This is a genomic window from Microbacterium invictum (assembly GCF_014197265.1).
Lineage (GTDB): Bacteria > Actinomycetota > Actinomycetes > Actinomycetales > Microbacteriaceae > Microbacterium > Microbacterium invictum.
The window spans coordinates 3,499,949-3,517,866 of record NZ_JACIFH010000001.1; the positions used below are offsets into that span (position 1 = coordinate 3,499,949).

The following is a 17,918-nucleotide window of genomic DNA, read 5'->3' on the forward strand; positions in this document are numbered from 1 at the left end:
CATCACGGCGTGTCGGCGTCGCGCTCTTCATCCGTCGCGATCTGTCGTCAGAAACGGGGATAGCGACAAATCCCGCCGGATGAGCCGGTGTCGCGGTGCGTGATCCGTCGCGATGTGTCGGCTGCCGTTCCGATGACGACATTATGGGACGGACGAGTGTGCACACGCGTGCACGTCGAACCGACGGGTGTCGTACCCGCCATCGCCGGGTAGCTTGTGATGCATGTATCCGGAAGGCCGTGTGCAGACCAATCTGCGCAAGGGCGTGCTCGAATGGTGCGCGCTCGCGGTCATTCAGGGTGGCGACATCTACGGCCGTGACCTCGCGCGCCGGCTGACCTCCCTCGGACTCCTCGCGAGCGAGGGTTCGCTGTACCCACTGCTGTCACGGCTGCGCGAGTCCGGCTGGGTGCAGACGCACTGGGCTGAGTCGGCGAGTGGACCGCCGCGCCGGTATTACCGGCTGACCGAGGCCGGTCGCGATGCCGTCGCCGGCTTCGAGCGGACGTGGCGTGAGATCGCGGCATCCGTCGACGAAGCGCTCGATACGCGGGGGAAGAACCACGCATGAGTGACACCACCGAGATCCTCCGTGACCGGCGCGTGCGGGCGTATCTCACCGAGGTGCACCGCGAGGTGTCGGGCGTGAATGCCTCAGCCGCGGATGGCATCATGCGCGAGATCGCCGATCATATCCGGGATGCCGCGAGCGAGCCCGGCTTCGATCTCGACACCGTCCTGTCTGAGCTCGGCGGTCCCGCCGTCATCGCGGCGGCGGTCGAGCCGGCACCGTCACCGAAGCCGTCCTTTGCCGACTCCGATGCCGGCGTGGTCGTCGCTCTGGTGCTGCTGACCGTCGGAACGTACACGCTCCAAGTGCTCGGCTGGATGCTTGCGATGCTGCTGCTGTGGACCTCGCGGCGCTGGAACGCGACCGACCGGATCGTCGGCACGCTGACGTGGCCGGCCGTCTTCCTCATCGCCGTGCCTCTGCAGGGGGCGCTGGGCATCAGTCACTTCTTCGCGCTGATCACCGCGATCGCGCCGATCCCTGTGGCCATCTGGTTGCTGATCCGCGCGTACCGCGGCTCTCGCCCTCTGCCCGAGCCGCCGCGTACCACTCTGGAGTCCGGTCGCACGGGCGGATGGCCGTGGCTCGACCGCTGGCCCGCCGACATCGCCGTGCTCCTCGCACCCGTGCTGGTGCGGTTCGAGCCGGACACTGCGAGTTGAGCGCCCGGCGCGCACCCTGGTTGTGCCGGCGCGGCGCGCGTCGGCCTGGCTCAGCGCCCGCGTCTGTTCCACCACCGACGCTGCGGCGGCTCGGGCGGGGGAGTGGCTGCCGCGGCACGGGCCTCCCGTCGCTCCCGCCAGGCCGCGACCTCGACGCGCGCGTCGCGCGTGGCCGTCACCACCGGCGGCCCACCCTGGAGCTGCCGCCGTGCCTCGATCACGCGACGGTTGAAGTCGGCGACGTACTCGCGCACGTCCTGCTCGCGGGTGAGCGCATCGGCACGATCGTCGAACTCGGCATCTTCGGTGCGGAGCATGAGCGCCGGCGGCCCGAGTCCTGAGAGCTTCTCGGTCTGGATCTTCCGCCGGATCCACCAGTCCGGGTCGTGATGGTCGCCGAGACCCTCGATCGGCTTGCCGTAGCCGGGCAGGTCGTCGAAGTCGCCGCGCCGCATCGCCTGCTGGATCGCCGTCTCGACATACATTGCGCGCTGGTCGGCGGTCGGGGCCTCCGAGTGCCGCAGCTCGGCCTCGTCGTCGTCCACCTCGTAGCCCGCGGCACGCACCGCCTTTTCCGCCCGGTAGCGTGCTGCCTCCAGCCGCGCGTCGCGCACGCGTGGTGTCTGCTGCAGCTCGTCGCCCGATTCCGCCGGCATGACTCCAGGCTACGTCGACACGCCAAGGGCCGGCAGTGCGGAATGGATGCCGGGTATGCATATACTCGGTAATCACATACCGGGTAACCACATACCCGGAATGCATCACAAGGAGACACGATGTCGGTGCGACAGAGCCTGCTGGCGATCCTCGATCAGGGGCAGTGCTACGGATATCAGCTGCGCGCGGAGTTCGATCGCCGGACCGGGTCGACCTGGCCACTGAACGTGGGACAGATCTACAACACGCTCGACCGGCTCGAGCGCGACGGTCTCGTCGAGAAGGGCGATGTCGACGACCAGGGCCATGTGTACTGGGAGATCACACCCGAGGGCAGTGCCGAGGTCCGCGCCTGGCTCAGCTCTCCGGTCGAGCGCGCGCAGGGCACCCGCGACGAGCTCGCGATCAAGCTCGCCGTCGCCGCGACCCTGCCTGGAGTCGATGTCGGCCAGGTCATCCACACGCAGCGCCGCGCCTCACTGACCCAGCTGCAAGAGCTCAACCGCGCCAAGTACGCCGGAGCCAATCCTGACGGGCCCGAAGAGCTCGCTTGGGCACTCGTGGTCGACTCGATGATCTTCCAGGCGGAGGCCGAGGTGCGGTGGCTCGACCACACCGAAGAGCGACTCAAGCGGCATCCACAGCACGCACTCGCTCTCGAACTGTCGACCGAGAAGCCCAAGCGCGGCCGCCCCGCGAAGGCGGACGTGGCCGTGCGCGACGACGCGAAGCAGGCGAGCCGATGACCGCCCCGGTGTTGCAGCTCGTCGGTGTCACGCAGCAGTACGGCGAAGGCGCCACGAGCGTCTCGGCGCTCAGCGGCGTCGACCTCACCGTCGCGCAGGGTGAGCTGGTCGCGATCATGGGCGCCTCGGGCTCGGGCAAGTCGACGCTGCTGTCGATCGCCGGCGGCCTGCAGAAGCCGACGACCGGCGAGGTCATCGTCGAGGGCTCGTACTTGTCCACGGCCTCGCCCCGCGAACTGGCGCAGCTGCGCCGCCGCTCCCTGGGGTTCGTCTTCCAGGACTTCAATCTCATCCCGACCCTCACGGCTCTCGAGAATGTCACGCTGCCGCTGGAGCTCGACGGCTTCCGAGCCCGGGTGGCGCGCCGTGCGGGTCGGGATGCGCTTACGTCCGTCGGCCTCGACGCGAAGTTCGAGTCGTACCCCGACGACCTGTCGGGCGGGCAGCAGCAGCGCGTCGCGATCGCCCGCGCGGTGGTAGGCGGCCGGCGCTTGATCCTCGCCGACGAGCCCACCGGCGCGCTGGACTCAGTCACCGGCGAAGCGGTCATGAGGATGATCCGCAGCCGGGTCGATCAGGGCGCCGCCGGCATCCTCGTCACGCACGAGGCGCGGCACGCCGCCTGGGCAGACCGCATCGTCTTCCTCCGCGACGGCCGCATCATCGACGAGTCGCAGCGCGACGGTGTCGATGCGCTGTTGGCGGGGCAGTCGTGACCGCGCGACGTAACTCCTTCGATCCCGACCGATTCGGGGCCGAGTCGGCTCGATCGGGCGTGCCGCTGCACGGATCGAAGGAGTTGCGCGACGGGGGCGTGCGATGACTGTCGTCGAACGGGCCGCGTCGTCGCCCGATACCGATCCGGCGGCGGATGCCGCCGGGCCGCGCCCCGGCACGGTCAAGGACCGGTCGCGCACCGCGGGCTGGCGCGTCGCCGGTCGGCTCGCCTACCGGCAGGTGCGGCGGACATGGGTCTCATCGCTGCTGATCATGATCCTCATCGCGCTCCCGATCGCCGGTATGTCCGCGGTCGCGGTTTATGTCGACAGCATGCTGGCAACGCCCGCCGAGAAGGCCGACGTCGAACTCGGACAGATGGAGGCGTGGGTCGAGCCGGCGGGCGTGCCCGACTCGGGTTTCTGGCAGGCGCCCGAATTCCCGTGGTGGACCGGCTACGGGACCTCCAACACGGGGGAGATCCCAGACGGGGAGATCCCTGTCGATCCACTCGCCGCGCTGCCCGCGGGCACCGAGACCGTTGCGGTGTCGACTGGACAGACGCGCATCGAGACGGCCACCGGAATCGCCGCGGTTCCGGCGTGGGCGGGGCCGGTCTGGAATCCCGGGTTCGCCGGCCGGTTCGATGTCGTCGAAGGCCGCGCCCCGGCGACTGCGAACGAGGTCTGGGTGACCACCGCGACCCTGGCGCGTACTGGCAGCACCATCGGCGGCGTGCTCGCCCTCGCCGATTCGGAAGACGAACTCACGATTGTGGGTACCTTCGACGCCGCGGAACTGCCCGACGCCGACAGCGCGGTCGCCTTCTTCGACCTCGAGCGGCTCGGTGCCACCCGCTGGTACCTTCCCGACCTCGCGCTGAGCTGGACCGACGTCCAAGCGCTCAACGAGCAGGGCATCGTCGCGTATTCGCGTGAGGTGGTGCTCGACCCGCCCCCGTTCGACCTGCCCGACGGCAGCACGATGGTCGACGGAGCGACGCAGCAGCTCTACAGCATGCTGGCGCTCGTCGGAGGGCTCGCGGCGGGCGGGGTGGCTGCCGGCTACATGGTCGTCATGCTGGCCGGCGCCGCCTTCGCCGTCAGCGCTCGCCGCCAGCAGCGGTCGCTGGCAATCGCGGCGAGCGTGGGGGCGGATGCCAGAGACCTGCGCCGCACGGTGCGCCTGCAGGGAACCGTCCTGGGGCTTATCGCCGGCCTGCTGGGCGTCGCCGTCGGCATCGGGCTGGCCGCCCTCGTCATGCGCCTCGTCGACAACGGATCGGCCTCGATGTTCTGGGGCTTCCACGTGCCGTGGCCGCTGCTGGTCGGCATTCTCGTGTTCGCCGTTCTCGTGGGGACCGTTTCGGCGCTGATGCCGGCGCGCGGGGTGGCCAAGTCCGACACGATCAGCGCGCTGCGTGGCGCGCGCCGGCCGCAGAAGGTCACGGCATCGCGTCCGCTGTGGGGATCGCTTCTCATTCTCGTGGGCGTGGCGATCACGATCGTGTGCGGTATCGCCGCCGCGGCGGTCACGGTCAACGACGACATCGCGTGGGACTCGCCGCTGCGATGGATGCCGACCATCGGCATCATCGGCGGGCCCATCCTCGCGCAGCTCGGCATCGTCCTGTCGGGGCGGTGGTTGCTCTGGCTCGCATCGCGGGCGCTGTCCAAACTCGGTGTCGCCGCGCGGATCGCGTCGCGGGATGCCGTGGCCAACGGTGCCCGCACCGTACCGGCGTTCGCGGCGATCGGAGCCACGGTGTTCGTGGGCGTGTTCGCCGTCGGGCTGGGCACCATGGCGACTGGTCAGGCGGCCCGTGCCTGGCACTACAACGCCCCGGTGGGCACTGCCATCGCCACGCTGTATGGGCCCGGTCCGGAACGATTCACCGCCGAGCAGGCCGGTCAGGCTGCTGCTGCGGCTACGAATGTCCTCGACGAAGTCGGAGCGACCGCGACCGTGACCGTGGATCGACAGTCGCCGTACTGGGCCGAGACCGAGACAGATATCCCTGAGGACCTGGTGCGCGCCACCGTCCTCACCCCCGAGCGCAGCCTGCTCGATCCAGACAGCCTCGACTACTGGGATTACTCCGAGCTCAGCGATCCGACGAACAACATCGCGGTGATCGATGCCGACGGCATCGAGGTGGCGACCGGCGTCCGACTCGACGCCACGCAGCGCGCCGCATACGAGAACGGCGCGGCCCTCGTCACTGACGCCGCGATGGCCACCGATGACACGATCGAGGTCGGTGCATGGACCGAGCGGGAGTGGATCTTCGGCGGAGCTCCGGGGAACGTCTTCCAGCCCCAGGCCGGCGACCACCCGGTCGCCGCGCCACAGTGGGACCGAACCCTCGACGCGATCGTCGTCGACGCGCCGGACCAGGCCGTACTCATCGCGATTGCGCCGGCGACGGCCGTCTCACTCGATCTGGACGTCCTGCCGAGGGTCGTGTTCGGCACGATACCCGGGACGGCGACCCTTGACACCATCGATCGTCTTCAGGAGCTGAGTGAAGGGGCCTCGACGCCGGAGTATTCGATGTCTGCGTGGATTGAGACGGGACCACCGGGTGCCGAGGCGTGGCTGGTGCCGTTGCTGGCAGCGATCGCCGTCCTCGTGCTCGGTGCGAGCGCCGTCGCCCTCGGGCTCGCCCGCTTCGAACGCCGTCCCGACGACGCGACACTCTCCGCGGTGGGAGGCACGACGCGGCTGCGCCGGGCCATCGGATTCTGGCAGGGGCTCGTGATCGCCGGATTCGGAACCTTCGCGGGCGCGACAGCGGGAATCCTCCCGCCGATCGGCTTCTGGCTGCAATCGCAGACCGCCCCGCAGGGCCCGATGGAACTGGCCGACATCCCCTGGTGGCTGCTGCTCGCTCTCGCCATCGGCCTGCCGCTCGTGATCGCGCTCGTGAACTGGATCGTGCCGCCCCGGCATCCCGATCTCACCCGGCGCACCGCGATCGCCTGAGGTACCGTGACGCAATGAGCACCCGCGACGTCCCGGCCCAGATCGGCGATCTGCCGCCGATCGGCCGACCCGCCAACAGTGCGCTACTGGTAGCCAAGGCCACCACGCTCGCCAAGGTCGCGGCGGTCGGGCGCCGCCGGCTGCTCGCGATGCACGGGGTGGGGCCGAAGGCCGTCGGCATCCTCGAGGCGGCGGCTGCGGAGCGCGGTATCTCCTTCGCACCGTGATCGGCGCTGGGTACGCTCGGAGCATGGCTGCAGACCTGCTGATCACACCCACCGAACTCGACGCGCTGCTTCGCTCAGCCGCGCCGCCGCGGGTCCTCGATGTGCGGTGGCGCCTCGACGCCCCCGACGGGAGTGAGCAGTACCGCGAGGGTCACATTCCCTCGGCGGTATACGTGAGCCTCGACCATGACCTGGCCGCGCACGGCGATCCGCGCGACGGGCGGCATCCCCTGCCCGATCCAGGTGACCTGCAGGCAGCGGCACGGCGATGGGGTGTGAACGATGGCGACTCGGTGGTCGTGTACGACGACTGGCAGTCCTTCGCCGCCGCGCGGACGTGGTGGGCGCTGATGGATGCCGGTGTCGCCGACGTCCGCGTGCTGGACGGCGGACTCGGCGCGTGGCGTGCCGCCGGGCTGCCGCTCGAGACCGGCGACGAAGAGGTCGCACTGGGCACGGTCACGCTCGAGTCCGGACATCTGCCGCGACTCGACATCGACGCGGCCGCGGCGCTGCCGGCGCGTGGCCTGCTGCTGGACGTGCGGGCAGGCGAGCGGTACCGCGGCGAGAGCGAGCCGATGGACCCTCGCGCCGGTCACATCCCGGGAGCGGTGAATGCGCCGGCGGTCGACAACATGGACGACTCGGGCCGCTTCCTCGACCCGGAGACGCTGCGCGCGCGGTTTGCCCAGATCGGCGCGACACCGGGCACGGCAGTCGGCGTGTACTGCGGGTCCGGGGTCAGCGCGGCACACGCCGCGATCGCACTGCGGCTGGCCGGCGTCGACGCGGCGCTGTACGCGGGGTCGTGGAGCCAGTGGTCGAACCATCCGGACCGCCCCGTTGCCACCGGTGGCGAGGCATAAGCACTCAGCGCAGCTCGAACTGCTTCGCGTGCGCGGCCCAGCCGGCCTCGCTGGGCAGCGCGCGCAGGGCCCTGTTGCCGATGGCGAGCACGACCGCGACCGCGCACAGCCCCGCCGCGAACAAAATCGTGTTCGGACGGCCGAAGTACGCCAGACCGACCCCCGCGATGAGCGGGGCGAGGGGCATCGCCCCCATGCCGAGCACTCCGGCAGCGCTGTTCGCGCGCCCGAGCAGCTGGGTCGGGGTCGCGACCATGAAGTAGCCCATCAGCGAGGCGTTCAGCGCCGGCACGAGGAAGACCGCGGCCCCGAGCGTCGCCACGATTCCCCACGGGTTCTCGATCATCGAGACGACGGCGGCACCCGCCGTCGCGACCGTCAGGCCGACGATCGTCAGGATGCCGGCGCCGAACCGGGGGACGAGCGCCGGGGCGATCAGCGCGCCGACCAGCATGACCACGCCCAGCCCCGACGAGACCCACCCGATCGTGAGCGCTGAGTGGCCCGACTGCTGCAGTGAATAGATCACCGTCGTGGTCACCGCGCTGAAGCCGAGGTTGACGATCGTGACGATCACGAGGATCCCGCCCAGATCCGGGCGCGAGAAGAGCCACCGGAATCCTTCACGGATCTCCGCCCAGGCGTTCGGCGTGGACGGGGTGGATGCCGCGGCATCCACTTCTCCGGCAACGGGACCGTCGACGATCCCGGCCCGACGGGCAGAGCGACGCAGTGCGACCGTCGTGATCGCGGAGACGGCGTAGCAGGCGGTCATGACGGCGCCCACGAGCCAGGCACCGACGGCGAGCAGGGCGCCGCCGATCGGGCCGCCGGCGAGCTGGAGCACGGCATCGCGACCCTGGTTCGCCGCCTGCGCGCGCCCCATCGTCTCGGCGGGGACCAGTTCTTTCAGTGCGCTCTCGCTGGCCGGCTCGTAGAGTCCCGCGCGGATCATGAGCAGCACCTCGGCGAGCAGGATCGTCGTGAACGCCAGGGCGTCGCCGAGGATGAGCAGCGTGAAGCCTCCGGCCAGCACCGCACCGGTGAGGGCGCCGATCAGCATGAGGCCGATGCGTCCGTGCCGGTCGGCGAGGACACCGCCGTACAGCGTGACGATCAGGCGGACGACCTGGCCGACAGCGGCGATGACACCCGCCTGTACCGGATCCTCTGTCACGAAGAGGGCGATCAGCGGGATCGCGAAGTTCGCGAGGCTGCCGCTGAGCCCCTTGCTGGTGTCGCTGATCAGCCACAGCACGTAGCGGGTATTGCGCCACAGGCTCGTGCGCGGCGCGGAGGTCACGGTCGTCATGCTGATCAGGATAGATGCGCAAGAACAATTGCGCAACTACTATTGCGCAATTTCTGTTGTGGATATGATCGGCGTATGTCCGAGACCGAGAACGACAGCGCGGGAGCAGCGGAGAAGCACGACGAGACGTGGATGACGACGGCCATGATGAAGGCGTATTCGCACCCGCTGCGTCGCCAGATCGTGCGGCTCATCGCGCGGCGCGAGTACCTCCGTGCGGCCGACATCGCCGAAGCGCTCGACGTGCCGGCCAACAGCGCGAGCTTCCATCTGCGCGTGCTCGCCGAAGCCGGACTCATCGTCGAGGCGCCCGAGAAGGCGCGCGACCGGCGCGATCGCGTCTGGACGGCGCAGAAGCGCGCGCAGAGCCTCGGCGGCCCCGAGAACCCGGTGACCGACGAAGCCCTCGGAAACGTGGTGATGCGCGGCTTCGCCGAGGACCACTACGACCTCGTGCGCCGGGTGGTGGCGTGGGCGCCGGAATATGTCTCCGGGCGCGACGTCGTGCCGAAGGGCAGCTTCGCGCAGCGCAGCATCCGTCTGACCACGGCCGAGTTCGAGCAGGCCATGGAGAAGATCCAGCAGGTGCTGAATGACGCGTCCGATGCGCACGAAGCCGGCGACGCAGCGGGCAAGCACTGGCAGATCGACATCGTCGCAGCCGACGATACGATCTGACGCGGCGGCGCGCACCTGGCTACGCTCAGGGGATGGCCGCCGTGCGTCCCGCGTCTGCTCGCCCCGACCTGACGCGGAGCGCGCGGTGAGCGCCCGCTGGGCGGTGCTCGGCGCCGGCGTCATCAGCGGCGACTTCGCCACGGCGCTGCCTGCCGCACGGCGGGGCGGATCGAGATCCCGAATGTGTGGGGCAGCCGGACCGAGAGCACGGATGCCGCGATCCTCACCCGCAGCGACGGCGACGTCGAGACGATCTCCGTGCCGACGGTCAGCCCGGTGGCGGCGGAGGCGGATGCCGTGATCCGCGCGCTGCGCGACGAGCGCGCCGAGGTGCCCGAGATGCCGTGGGCCGAGACCCGCGCCGTCGCGCGCCTGCTGGAGGGCTGGCTCACCGGCATCCACTGATCGGCGTCTCGGGCATACTCGTTCGTGTGGCTGTAGGCGGGCGAGGACCAGACGGACGGCGTGATGCCCCCGGCATTGTGCTGACGGCGGGGGAGACCATGGCCATGGTCGCGCCGGTCGAGGCCGTCGGCGTCGAGGATGCCGACCTGTTCCGCGTCGACGCGGGCGGCGCCGAATCGAACGTCGCCGGACACATCGCGGCCCTCGGCCATCACGCGCGCTGGCTGAGCCGGCTCGGCGACGACGCGCTCGGCCGCCGGCTCGTGGCGCAGCTGGCCGCGCGCGGTATCGACATGTCGGCGGTCCTCGTCGACCCGGCCCACCGCACCGGGCTCTACGTCAAGGACCCCGGCCGCGGCGTCCACTACTACCGCGACGACTCGGCGGCCTCGTTCCTCGACGTCGCCGATGCGGATGCCGCCGACCTCGACGGCGTCGCCATCGTCCACGTCTCGGGCATCACCGCAGCGCTCGGCGGCACGGCGCCGGCGTTTCTCGACCGGCTCATGGCGCGGGCGCGCGCGGCCGGCGTGCTCGCCAGCTTCGACGTCAACCATCGCGCCGCACTATGGTCTGCGGCATCCGCAGCACCTGTGCTGGCATCGCTGGTCGAGCGCGCCGACCTCGTGTTCGTCGGCCGAGACGAGGCCGAGACGCTGTGGGGGACCGTCACGCCGGACGACATCCGCACCCGGTTCGCCGGCGTGCCCGAGCTCGTCGTCAAGGACGGCGACATCGGAGCGACGGTCTTCGAGCCCGAGGGTGAGACGTTCGTGGCGCCGCCGGCGGTCGACGTCGTCGAAGCCGTCGGAGCCGGCGATGCGTTCGCAGGCGGCTACCTCGCGGGGCGCCTGAGCGGGGCATCGCCGGAAGACCGCCTCACCGCCGGGCACGCCCGCGCGGCACTCACCCTGCGCACGACCGCCGACTTCCCCGCCGACGACGCCGAACCGTGAATCCGTGCCATGACGTGGCACCGGTGCTGACCCGCTGAGGAGAGAGACCCCATGACCGACACCTACTTCGATGACCTGTTCGCGGGGGCCCCGCTCATGGCGATCCTGCGCAGCGCCGGAGTCGAGCGCGCCGTGCGCGTGGCGACCAAGGCGTGGGAACTCGGCCTGGACTCGGTCGAGGTCACCATCCAGTCGCCGTCCGACATCGACGCGCTGCGCGAAGTGGCGGCGCTCGGCCGCGAGCGCGGCGCCGTCGTCGGCGCGGGCACGATCATCGATCCTGCGCAGGTGGCGGTCGCCGCCGAAGCCGGGGCCGGATATCTGGTGTCTCCCGGACTCGACCCCGCCGTCGTGCATGCGGCGCGCGATGCCGGCATCCCGATCCTTCCCGGTGTCGCGACGCCTTCGGAGGTGCAGCAGGCGGTCTCGCTCGGACTTACCTGGCTGAAGGCGTTCCCGGCGCAGTGGCTCGGACCCGGCTGGTTCGGGCACATCCGCGGACCGTTCCCGCAGGTGCGGTTCATCGCCACCGGGGGAATGGATGCCGGCAACGCGGCTCAGTTCCTCGATGCGGGGGTGCGGGTGGTGGCCGTCGGCTCGGCGCTCGAAGACGAGGCGCAGCTGGTGCAGCTCGCCGCACTGCTGACCGCGCGCCGCGGCTGAGGCTCCGGCACGGCAGACTGTAGGCATGCGTGCCACCTACATGTACGGTCCCGCCGACGTCCGCGTGATCGACGCCTCCGATCCGCAGATCGAGCAGCCGACCGACGCGATCCTTCGCACGGTCGTCGCATGCGTGTGCGGCAGCGATCTGCATCCGTACCACTCGATGAAGCCGAACGAGCGGGGCGTGTCGATGGGGCACGAGATGATCGGCGTCGTCGAAGAGGTGGGCGCCGAGGTGGCGACCGTGACGCGCGGCGACGTCGTGATCGTCCCCTTCGTCTGGTCGTGCGGGCAGTGTGACTTCTGCCGCGAGGGCCTGCAGACTTCGTGCCGCTTCGGACGCCAGCGCACCGGCGGCGCGCAGGCGCAGTACCGCCGCGCACCGCTGGCCGACGGCACGCTCTACCGCCTCGACGTCGATGAGAACGATGAGCGGATGCCGGGGCTTCTCACCCTCAGCGACGTCTACGGCACCGGGTATCACGCGGCCCTCACCGGGGGAGCCGGCCCCGGCAAGACCGTCACCGTGATCGGCGACGGCGCCGTGGGCCTGCTCGCCGTGCTGTCGGCGCGCGACCTCGGCGCCGAGCGCATCATCCTCATGGGCCGGCACGAGGCGCGCACCGACCTCGGCCGCCGCTATGGCGCGACCGACGTCGTCGCCGAGCGGGGCGATGAGGGCGTCGCGGCGGTCCGCGAACTCACCGGCGGCGACGGATCGCACGTCGTGATCGACGCCGTCGGCCACCTGCCCGCCTACGAGCAGGCTCTGGGCGTCGTCCGCGACGGCGGCACGGTGACGCGCGTCGGCGTGCCGCAGTACCAGGACGGTCCGATCGGCCGTGAGCAGTTCACCCGAAACATCACCATCACCGGTGGTGTCGCACCCGTCCGCGCCTACATCGACCTGCTGCTGCCCGGCGTCCTCGACGGCACCGTCGACCCCGGCGCGGTGTTCGACCGCGAGCTGCCGCTCGAGGACATCGCCGACGGCTACCGGCTCATGGACGACCGCGAGGCACTCAAGGTGCTCATCCGCCCCTGAGCGCGCGACCCCGAATCGGCCAGGTCAACTGTAGCGACCCTGAATGGGGTCACGTCTTGCCGGCTCGCGCGGGTTGAGGCGGCAACACGCGACCCCGATTCGGCCAGGTCACCTGTAGCGACCCTGAATGGGGTCACGTCTTGCCGGCTCGCGCGGGTTGAGGCGGCAACACGCGACCCCGAATCGGGTGGGTCAGCTGGTGTCCGCGAACCCTGGTCACGCCTCGGGCAGCCAGATCCGCATCGTCGACGGACCCCGGTTGGCCCAGTCGTGGTACGAGATGAGCGGCACCTCGAATGCCTCCTCGGGAACGCCGCCGCCGATGGATGCCGCGTCGCCGCCGTACGGCCAGCCTCCGGCATCCACTTTCATGCGTCGCAACGGCACCCGCACCCGCCCGTCACGCTCGACCGGATCGCCTGCCACGACGACGTCGTCGACGTCGTCGCCGGCGGGCCCGAGGTCGAGCGATTCCAGTGCGAGCACCTCCGGACCCCGTTCGATCGCCACGCACCCGCGCACGGCGTCGATGCGCGGATCGGGGCGGGTCACTCGCGGCGCCATCGGCAGCTCGAGCGTCACGACGTCGCCGGCGACGAAGTCACGTCGTACGTCGGCACGGCCCGGAGTCACCGCGACCGGCAGCTCATCGCCCACCCGCAGCTGCGCGCCCTCGGCCCACGACGGCACGCGCAGACCGAGTGTCCACTCGCCGGCCGAGCGCACCACCACGCGCACCGTCCCGGCATCCGGATACGACGTCTCCACGTCGAAGGCCACCTCGCGACCGTCGGCCAGCACGGTCCGCACCGACGCCGGCGCATACTGATGCAGCTGGACGCCGTCGTCATCGGCCGTCGCGACGTAGGCCGCCAGGCTCGCCAGGGTGCGCGCGACATTCGGCGGGCAGCACGAGACGTCGAACCACGGCGCGCGCAGCGATGACGCGGCGTTGGCCGACGTGGCCTCGGGGTGCGCGGGCTGCCGGGCGACGCGCTGATGCAGCGTGTTCGCGTAGTAGAACGCGCGCCCGTCGCGGCTGGGTGAGGTCGCCACGACGTTGTACAGCGTCCGCTCGATGAGGTCGGCGTACTTCTCGACGCCGCCGCCTCCGATGTCCCCTGCCAGCAGCAGCCGCCACGAGAACATGACCGATCCGATGCCCGCGCACGTCTCGGAGTACGCACGGTCGGGTGGCAGTTCGAAGTCGTCGCCGAAGGCCTCGTCCTCGTGGTGCGACCCCTGGCCCCCGGTGACGTAGGTGCGTGTGGCGACCGTCTGCGCCCATTGGCGGCGGAGCGCGTCCAGGAGATCGGCGTCACCGGCATCCATCGCCACGTCGACCGCACCCGCGGACAGATAGTTCGCCCGCACGGCGTGACCCCGGAGCACCTCCGCCTCGCGGATCGCGACGTCGTCCTGGAAGTACTCGCGGCCGTAGGCGATCTCGCGGAGCGTGCCCCGCCCGTGGCGCTCGACGAAGGTGCGGGCCATCGCGGCGTAGCGCGGGGAACCGGTGACCCGGGCGAGTTCGGCCAGCCCCATCTCGACCTCGGCGTGTCCGCAGATCGACTCGATGCCGCCATCTTCGAACACGTCGCACACCAGATCCGCGACCCGGGTGGAGACCGCCAGCAGCCCGTCATCGGCGCCGGGCCGCGTGCGCTCGCGGGCGACCGCGGCCTGGAACAGGTGCCCGAAGCAGTACAGCTCGTGGCCCCACTCGAGATCCGACCAGCGCGCCCGCTGCCCGGGGCGGCCGAACGCGGTGTGCAGGTATCCGTCCGGCTGCTGTGCGGCAGCGACCCGCATCACGATCGCGCGGAACCGCTGCTCGAGGTCGGGGGAGTCGTGCCGGCCGAGCTCCCATGCCAGCGCCTCGAGGTACTTGTAGATCTCGGAGTCGGCGAACTCGCGCCCGCGGCGGCCTTCGGGTAGACGCCCGGCGGCGGCCAGGTCGAAGTTGCCCAGCCACCCCTCCGACTCGAGCTTGCCCTCGATGTGGGCGAGCGTGGCCTGGGCGTTGCGCTGCTGCCGGTCACCCCAGAAGCCGCCGCTTATGGTCACCTCGTCGAGGCCGAGTGGGCGCAGTGCGCCGCGAGCAGGCGCGACCGGAACGGAATGGTGGGACATGTTCACCCCTTGAAGGCGCCCGACATGAAGCCGCGCACGTAGTGACGTTGGAGGACGAGGAACAGCACGATGCAGGGGAGGGCGAGCACGACGACACCGGCCTCGGTGGCGCCGTAGTCGATGACGCCCTGCACCTGCACCCGGAGGTTGGCGACCGCGAGCGGCAGCGTCATCCGGTTGGTGTCGGTGATGAGGATCAGCGGCGCGAAGAAATCGTTCCAGGCGGCCAGGAACGCGAACAGCCCCACGGTGACCAGCCCCGGCTTGACCGCCGGCAGCAGCACGCGCCACAGCGCCGACCAGGTGGAGCAGCCGTCGACCATGGCGGCCTCGTCGAGCTCGCGGGGGATCGACTCGAACGAGATCCGCATCATGAACATCGAGAACGGCAGCTGGAACATCGTCAGCACGATCGCCACGCCCACCAGCGAGTTGCTGAGTCCCACTGCGCCCAGGATCACGTACAGCGGGATCAGCAGCGTGGCGTAGGGCACCATGAGGATCGCCAGTGTCGTCAGGAACAGAACGTTCTTGCCGGGAAACCGGAATCGCGCGAACGCGTAGCCGCCCAGCGTCGAGACGGCGAGGGTCAGCAGCACGGTCAGCAGCGAGACGAACAGCGAGTTGCCGAGGTACACCCAGACTCCGGCCTGGTAGTTCGCCAGTGCCACATAGTTGCCGAAGCCCCAGCCCTCCGGCTGGCTGGTGCCGGCGCGACCCTGCACCGACGCCACCGCGGTCCAGATCAGCGGGTAGAGGAAGATGATCGCCAGCGCCGTCGTGAACAGCCAGTAAGGGAGGCCGAGCACCAGGCGCATGGCCGGCGAGCGGCCGACGCGGGGGCGGGGCTCGTCGACGCGGATCAGCTCGGTGGCGGACTGAGTCTGCAGAGCCATGTCAGCTCTCCTCACCGCGGCGCAGGACGCGCAGCTGGACGACGTTGATCACGATCAGGGCGAGCAGCACGATGACCGAGAGGGCACCGGCGACGCCGAGGTCGTTCTGCCCCTGGAACGCGACGTTGTAGATGAGCTGCACGATCGTCATGGTGCTGTTGTCGGGCCCGCCCTTGGTGAGGATGTAGAACTGCTCGAATGCCAGCAGCGACCCGGTCACGCACAGCACCGTCGTCAGCGCGAAAGTCGGCCGCAGCAACGGGAGCGTGATGTCGCGGAATGTCTGCCAGCGCGAGGCGCCGTCGATACGTGCCGCCTCGTAGACGTCGTCGGGAATGCCCTGCAGTCCGACGAGCATGAGCAGCATGTAGAACCCCGCGAATCGCCACACGATGAGGAACACGGTCGACCACAGCGCGCCGTCGGGGGTGCCGAGGAAGGTGAAGCCCCACGCCTGCATGAGGTCGGCAAACGGTCCGGCGTAGGGGGAGTAGAGCACGTAGAAGAGCAGGGATGCCGAGGCGAGGCCGAGTGCGCTGGGCACCAGAAACGCGGTTCGCAGCACCGACTTCCACCGGGTGGACTCCTGCACCAGCAGAGCAAGGCCGAGACCCAGGCCGAGCAGCAGCACCGTGGTGATCACGGTGTACTTCAGGGTGAACCAGATCGAGTCCCAGAACAGGCGGTGCGAAGCCGCATCGGCGAAGTTCTCCGGAAAGTTCCATCCTTGATTGCCGCCCAGCAGCGGCCAGTCCGATCCTGACATCTGCAGGACGAGGCCCAGCGGCACGACGAACACGAACAGAACGAACAGAGCCGTCGGAGCGGCGTACGACCAGCCCCGAAGGGCCTCGCGGCGCCGCGACCGGCGGTTGCGGTCCGGGGCCGCCGAGGTCGTGACGGACATGGATCACCTTCCAGAGGGGACGGGGGCGGGGAGGGACGGATGCCGCAGTGCGGCGAGGCACGGCGACGCGGCATCCGCCCTTGGGATCACTGCTGCAGAATCGCGGTGATCTCGTCGTTGTCGGCGTCCACCGTATCGGTGCCCTGGAGCACGGCGTTGCGCACCAGGGTCAGCCACGGGCTGCCCGGGGCGTTGAACGCCTGCTGGAAGTTCATCGCCACCGGCGTGTCACCCTGCCCGGCGACCTCGTTGATGGTGACCAGACGTGGATCCTTGGCGGCGTACTCGTTGTTCGCGAAGTCCGAGCGCGACACCACGTCGTCGTTCTTGGCGAGCACCTCGACCTGGGCGTCCTCCGACATCATCCAGTTCAGGAAGCTCCAGGCCTGGGCAGCTTTGTCGGAGTCCTTCGAGATGCCGATGCCGTCGCCGCCGACGAACGTCGACGCACCGCCGTCGGGTCCCGGGATGCCGGCGACGCCCACGTCGAACGGTGTCGACGACAGCAGCGTGGCGGGGTAGAACATGAGGCCGACATTGCCCTCGGTGAACGCGGCCGTCCAGGTCGGGCCGGCTTCGTCCTGCGAACTGGGCAGCACCGCGCCCGACTCCCACAGATCGTTCCACGTGTCGTACACGGCCTTGGCCGTGTCGCTCGCGAGCAGCGACTCGGTGCCGTCGTCGCTGAGCACCTCGTCGCCGTCGGCCCAGACGCTCGGGAACCAGGTGAACACGAGACAGCCGCCGCAGTTGAGCCCCGTCGCGGTGCCGTAGACGCCGTCCTTGCCGAGCGCCTGGATCTTCTTGGCCGCCTCGGCGAACTCGGTGAGGTTGGCAGGAGCCGACTCGGGGTCGAGCCCTGCCTCGGCGAACAGCTCCTTGTTCCAGAACAGCATCGACAGGTCGAGTACGAACGGCAGGATGTGCTCCTTGCCGTCGCTGGTGCCGGCCGAGAGATGACCCTGGTTGATCTGATCCTTGAAGTCGAGCCCGTCGATCTGCGCGGAGATGTCCTGGAACAGGCCCTGCTCCACCCAGTTGGGCACGTAGACGATGTCAGCGGCGAACAGGTCGGGCAGGCCGCCTGACCCGGCGGCAGCGCCGACCTTGGCCACGTAGTCGTCGTTGGGGACGACGGTCAGCTCGACCTGGTTCTCGTGCGAGGCGTTGTACGCGTCCACCAGCAGGTTCGCCTGCTTCTCGAGCGGCGCGCGCGTCCACAGCGTCAGGGTGGTGCCGTCGTCCACACCCTCGGGGCCGATGTCCTCGGCGGCCGGGGGTGTGTCGTCGTTCGCGGCGCAGCCGGCGAGGCCGACGAGCGTCGTGGCGGCGACGATCGCCGTCAGCGCCCGCAGTCCGCGGCGTCGGTGGTTGATCATGCTGAACTCCTCTGGCTCTTCATCGAGCGGATGCCGGGCGGCTGAGACCCGTCGCCCTCCGCATGAGGGGGTTCCGAAAAGTCGAAACCCTTTTCGGAAAGGTATAGCGC

General features: G+C 70.0%; 18 protein-coding genes. 12 read left to right on the plus strand and 6 right to left on the minus strand.

Annotation, left to right across the window (positions count from 1 at the left end; all coding sequences use genetic code 11):
- Positions 1-223 precede the first annotated feature (223 nt).
- Positions 224-571 (plus strand): PadR family transcriptional regulator, encoded by a 348-nt coding sequence (locus BKA10_RS16135; protein WP_183500905.1) that lies wholly within the window; start codon positions 224-226, stop codon positions 569-571.
- Positions 568-1,233 (plus strand): HAAS signaling domain-containing protein, encoded by a 666-nt coding sequence (locus tag BKA10_RS16140; protein ID WP_183500906.1) that lies wholly within the window; start codon positions 568-570, stop codon positions 1,231-1,233. Before BKA10_RS16135 ends, BKA10_RS16140 begins: the two co-directional genes overlap by 4 nt.
- A 50-nt stretch (positions 1,234-1,283) precedes the next feature.
- On the opposite strand, the gene BKA10_RS16145 is transcribed toward BKA10_RS16140, so the two are convergent.
- Positions 1,284-1,889, minus strand: coding sequence for a DnaJ family domain-containing protein (locus BKA10_RS16145; protein ID WP_183500907.1), 606 nt, complete (start codon positions 1,887-1,889; stop codon positions 1,284-1,286).
- 120 nt (positions 1,890-2,009) lie between these two features.
- Here BKA10_RS16145 and BKA10_RS16150 point away from each other — a divergent pair, with 120 nt between their 5' ends.
- The 5 genes from BKA10_RS16150 to BKA10_RS16170 all read left to right on the plus strand — a co-directional run bounded on the left by BKA10_RS16150 (position 2,010) and on the right by BKA10_RS16170 (position 7,431).
- Positions 2,010-2,636 carry a PadR family transcriptional regulator gene (locus BKA10_RS16150; protein WP_183500908.1) on the plus strand — a complete coding sequence of 209 codons (627 nt, stop codon included), beginning with the start codon at positions 2,010-2,012 and terminating at the stop codon, positions 2,634-2,636.
- Positions 2,633-3,352 (plus strand): ABC transporter ATP-binding protein, encoded by a 720-nt coding sequence (locus BKA10_RS16155; RefSeq protein WP_183500909.1) that lies wholly within the window; start codon positions 2,633-2,635, stop codon positions 3,350-3,352. The genes BKA10_RS16150 and BKA10_RS16155 overlap by 4 nt, the downstream gene beginning before the upstream one ends.
- A gap of 103 nt (positions 3,353-3,455) precedes the next feature.
- Entirely contained in the window at positions 3,456-6,338 is a 2,883-nt protein-coding gene (locus tag BKA10_RS16160) for an FtsX-like permease family protein (protein ID WP_183500910.1), read from the plus strand.
- A 14-nt stretch (positions 6,339-6,352) separates the two neighbouring features.
- Positions 6,353-6,565 (plus strand): helix-hairpin-helix domain-containing protein, encoded by a 213-nt coding sequence (locus tag BKA10_RS16165; RefSeq protein WP_183500911.1) that lies wholly within the window; start codon positions 6,353-6,355, stop codon positions 6,563-6,565.
- Positions 6,566-6,588: 23 nt separating this feature from the next.
- The gene (locus BKA10_RS16170; protein WP_183500912.1) at positions 6,589-7,431 is read left to right on the plus strand and encodes a sulfurtransferase; all 843 of its coding nucleotides are present in this window, start codon (positions 6,589-6,591) and stop codon (positions 7,429-7,431) included.
- A 4-nt stretch (positions 7,432-7,435) separates the two neighbouring features.
- Here BKA10_RS16170 and BKA10_RS16175 read toward each other — a convergent pair whose 3' ends face one another.
- Complete coding sequence (locus BKA10_RS16175; protein ID WP_183500913.1) at positions 7,436-8,743, minus strand: MFS transporter; 1,308 nt, start codon at positions 8,741-8,743, stop codon at positions 7,436-7,438.
- A 75-nt stretch (positions 8,744-8,818) separates the two neighbouring features.
- On the opposite strand from BKA10_RS16175, the gene BKA10_RS16180 reads away from it, so the two are divergent.
- The 5 genes from BKA10_RS16180 to BKA10_RS16200 all read left to right on the plus strand — a co-directional run bounded on the left by BKA10_RS16180 (position 8,819) and on the right by BKA10_RS16200 (position 12,493).
- Positions 8,819-9,421, plus strand: a complete 603-nt coding sequence (locus BKA10_RS16180) for an ArsR/SmtB family transcription factor (protein WP_183500914.1) — start codon at positions 8,819-8,821, stop codon at positions 9,419-9,421.
- 183 nt (positions 9,422-9,604) lie between these two features.
- Positions 9,605-9,826 carry a hypothetical protein gene (locus BKA10_RS16185; protein WP_241740021.1) on the plus strand — a complete coding sequence of 74 codons (222 nt, stop codon included), beginning with the start codon at positions 9,605-9,607 and terminating at the stop codon, positions 9,824-9,826.
- A gap of 98 nt (positions 9,827-9,924) precedes the next feature.
- A complete protein-coding gene (locus BKA10_RS16190) occupies positions 9,925-10,782 on the plus strand; it encodes a sugar kinase (protein ID WP_183500915.1) in 858 nt (285 codons plus the stop codon).
- Positions 10,783-10,833: 51 nt separating this feature from the next.
- Positions 10,834-11,445: a bifunctional 4-hydroxy-2-oxoglutarate aldolase/2-dehydro-3-deoxy-phosphogluconate aldolase gene (locus tag BKA10_RS16195; protein WP_183500916.1), complete on the plus strand. Its 612-nt coding sequence runs from the start codon at positions 10,834-10,836 to the stop codon at positions 11,443-11,445.
- Positions 11,446-11,470: 25 nt separating this feature from the next.
- Positions 11,471-12,493, plus strand: a complete 1,023-nt coding sequence (locus BKA10_RS16200) for a zinc-binding dehydrogenase (RefSeq protein ID WP_183500917.1) — start codon at positions 11,471-11,473, stop codon at positions 12,491-12,493.
- A 216-nt stretch (positions 12,494-12,709) separates the two neighbouring features.
- Here BKA10_RS16200 and BKA10_RS16205 read toward each other — a convergent pair whose 3' ends face one another.
- The 4 genes from BKA10_RS16205 to BKA10_RS16220 form a co-directional block, all read right to left on the minus strand.
- Positions 12,710-14,626, minus strand: coding sequence for a glycoside hydrolase family 127 protein (locus tag BKA10_RS16205; protein WP_183500918.1), 1,917 nt, complete (start codon positions 14,624-14,626; stop codon positions 12,710-12,712).
- Positions 14,627-14,628: 2 nt separating this feature from the next.
- Positions 14,629-15,522 (minus strand): carbohydrate ABC transporter permease, encoded by an 894-nt coding sequence (locus tag BKA10_RS16210; protein ID WP_183500919.1) that lies wholly within the window; start codon positions 15,520-15,522, stop codon positions 14,629-14,631.
- Between the two features lies 1 nt (position 15,523).
- Positions 15,524-16,429 (minus strand): carbohydrate ABC transporter permease, encoded by a 906-nt coding sequence (locus tag BKA10_RS16215; RefSeq protein ID WP_183500920.1) that lies wholly within the window; start codon positions 16,427-16,429, stop codon positions 15,524-15,526.
- Positions 16,430-16,515: 86 nt separating this feature from the next.
- Positions 16,516-17,808 carry an ABC transporter substrate-binding protein gene (locus tag BKA10_RS16220; RefSeq protein WP_183500921.1) on the minus strand — a complete coding sequence of 431 codons (1,293 nt, stop codon included), beginning with the start codon at positions 17,806-17,808 and terminating at the stop codon, positions 16,516-16,518.
- Between the last annotated feature and the right edge of the window lie 110 nt (positions 17,809-17,918).

What these genes read in the sequence shown, in the direction of transcription:
- BKA10_RS16135 (WP_183500905.1), top strand. Translation starts at nt 224, where the DNA reads ATGTATCCGGAAGGCCGTGTGCAGACCAATCTGCGCAAGGGCGTGCTC.
- BKA10_RS16140 (WP_183500906.1), top strand. Translation starts at nt 568, where the DNA reads ATGAGTGACACCACCGAGATCCTCCGTGACCGGCGCGTGCGGGCGTAT.
- BKA10_RS16145 (WP_183500907.1), bottom strand. Translation starts at nt 1,889, where the DNA reads ATGCCGGCGGAATCGGGCGACGAGCTGCAGCAGACACCACGCGTGCGC.
- BKA10_RS16150 (WP_183500908.1), top strand. Translation starts at nt 2,010, where the DNA reads ATGTCGGTGCGACAGAGCCTGCTGGCGATCCTCGATCAGGGGCAGTGC.
- BKA10_RS16155 (WP_183500909.1), top strand. Translation starts at nt 2,633, where the DNA reads ATGACCGCCCCGGTGTTGCAGCTCGTCGGTGTCACGCAGCAGTACGGC.
- BKA10_RS16160 (WP_183500910.1), top strand. Translation starts at nt 3,456, where the DNA reads ATGACTGTCGTCGAACGGGCCGCGTCGTCGCCCGATACCGATCCGGCG.
- BKA10_RS16165 (WP_183500911.1), top strand. Translation starts at nt 6,353, where the DNA reads ATGAGCACCCGCGACGTCCCGGCCCAGATCGGCGATCTGCCGCCGATC.
- BKA10_RS16170 (WP_183500912.1), top strand. Translation starts at nt 6,589, where the DNA reads ATGGCTGCAGACCTGCTGATCACACCCACCGAACTCGACGCGCTGCTT.
- BKA10_RS16175 (WP_183500913.1), bottom strand. Translation starts at nt 8,743, where the DNA reads ATGACGACCGTGACCTCCGCGCCGCGCACGAGCCTGTGGCGCAATACC.
- BKA10_RS16180 (WP_183500914.1), top strand. Translation starts at nt 8,819, where the DNA reads ATGTCCGAGACCGAGAACGACAGCGCGGGAGCAGCGGAGAAGCACGAC.
- BKA10_RS16190 (WP_183500915.1), top strand. Translation starts at nt 9,925, where the DNA reads ATGGCCATGGTCGCGCCGGTCGAGGCCGTCGGCGTCGAGGATGCCGAC.
- BKA10_RS16195 (WP_183500916.1), top strand. Translation starts at nt 10,834, where the DNA reads ATGACCGACACCTACTTCGATGACCTGTTCGCGGGGGCCCCGCTCATG.
- BKA10_RS16200 (WP_183500917.1), top strand. Translation starts at nt 11,471, where the DNA reads ATGCGTGCCACCTACATGTACGGTCCCGCCGACGTCCGCGTGATCGAC.
- BKA10_RS16205 (WP_183500918.1), bottom strand. Translation starts at nt 14,626, where the DNA reads ATGTCCCACCATTCCGTTCCGGTCGCGCCTGCTCGCGGCGCACTGCGC.
- BKA10_RS16210 (WP_183500919.1), bottom strand. Translation starts at nt 15,522, where the DNA reads ATGGCTCTGCAGACTCAGTCCGCCACCGAGCTGATCCGCGTCGACGAG.
- BKA10_RS16215 (WP_183500920.1), bottom strand. Translation starts at nt 16,429, where the DNA reads ATGTCCGTCACGACCTCGGCGGCCCCGGACCGCAACCGCCGGTCGCGG.
- BKA10_RS16220 (WP_183500921.1), bottom strand. Translation starts at nt 17,808, where the DNA reads ATGATCAACCACCGACGCCGCGGACTGCGGGCGCTGACGGCGATCGTC.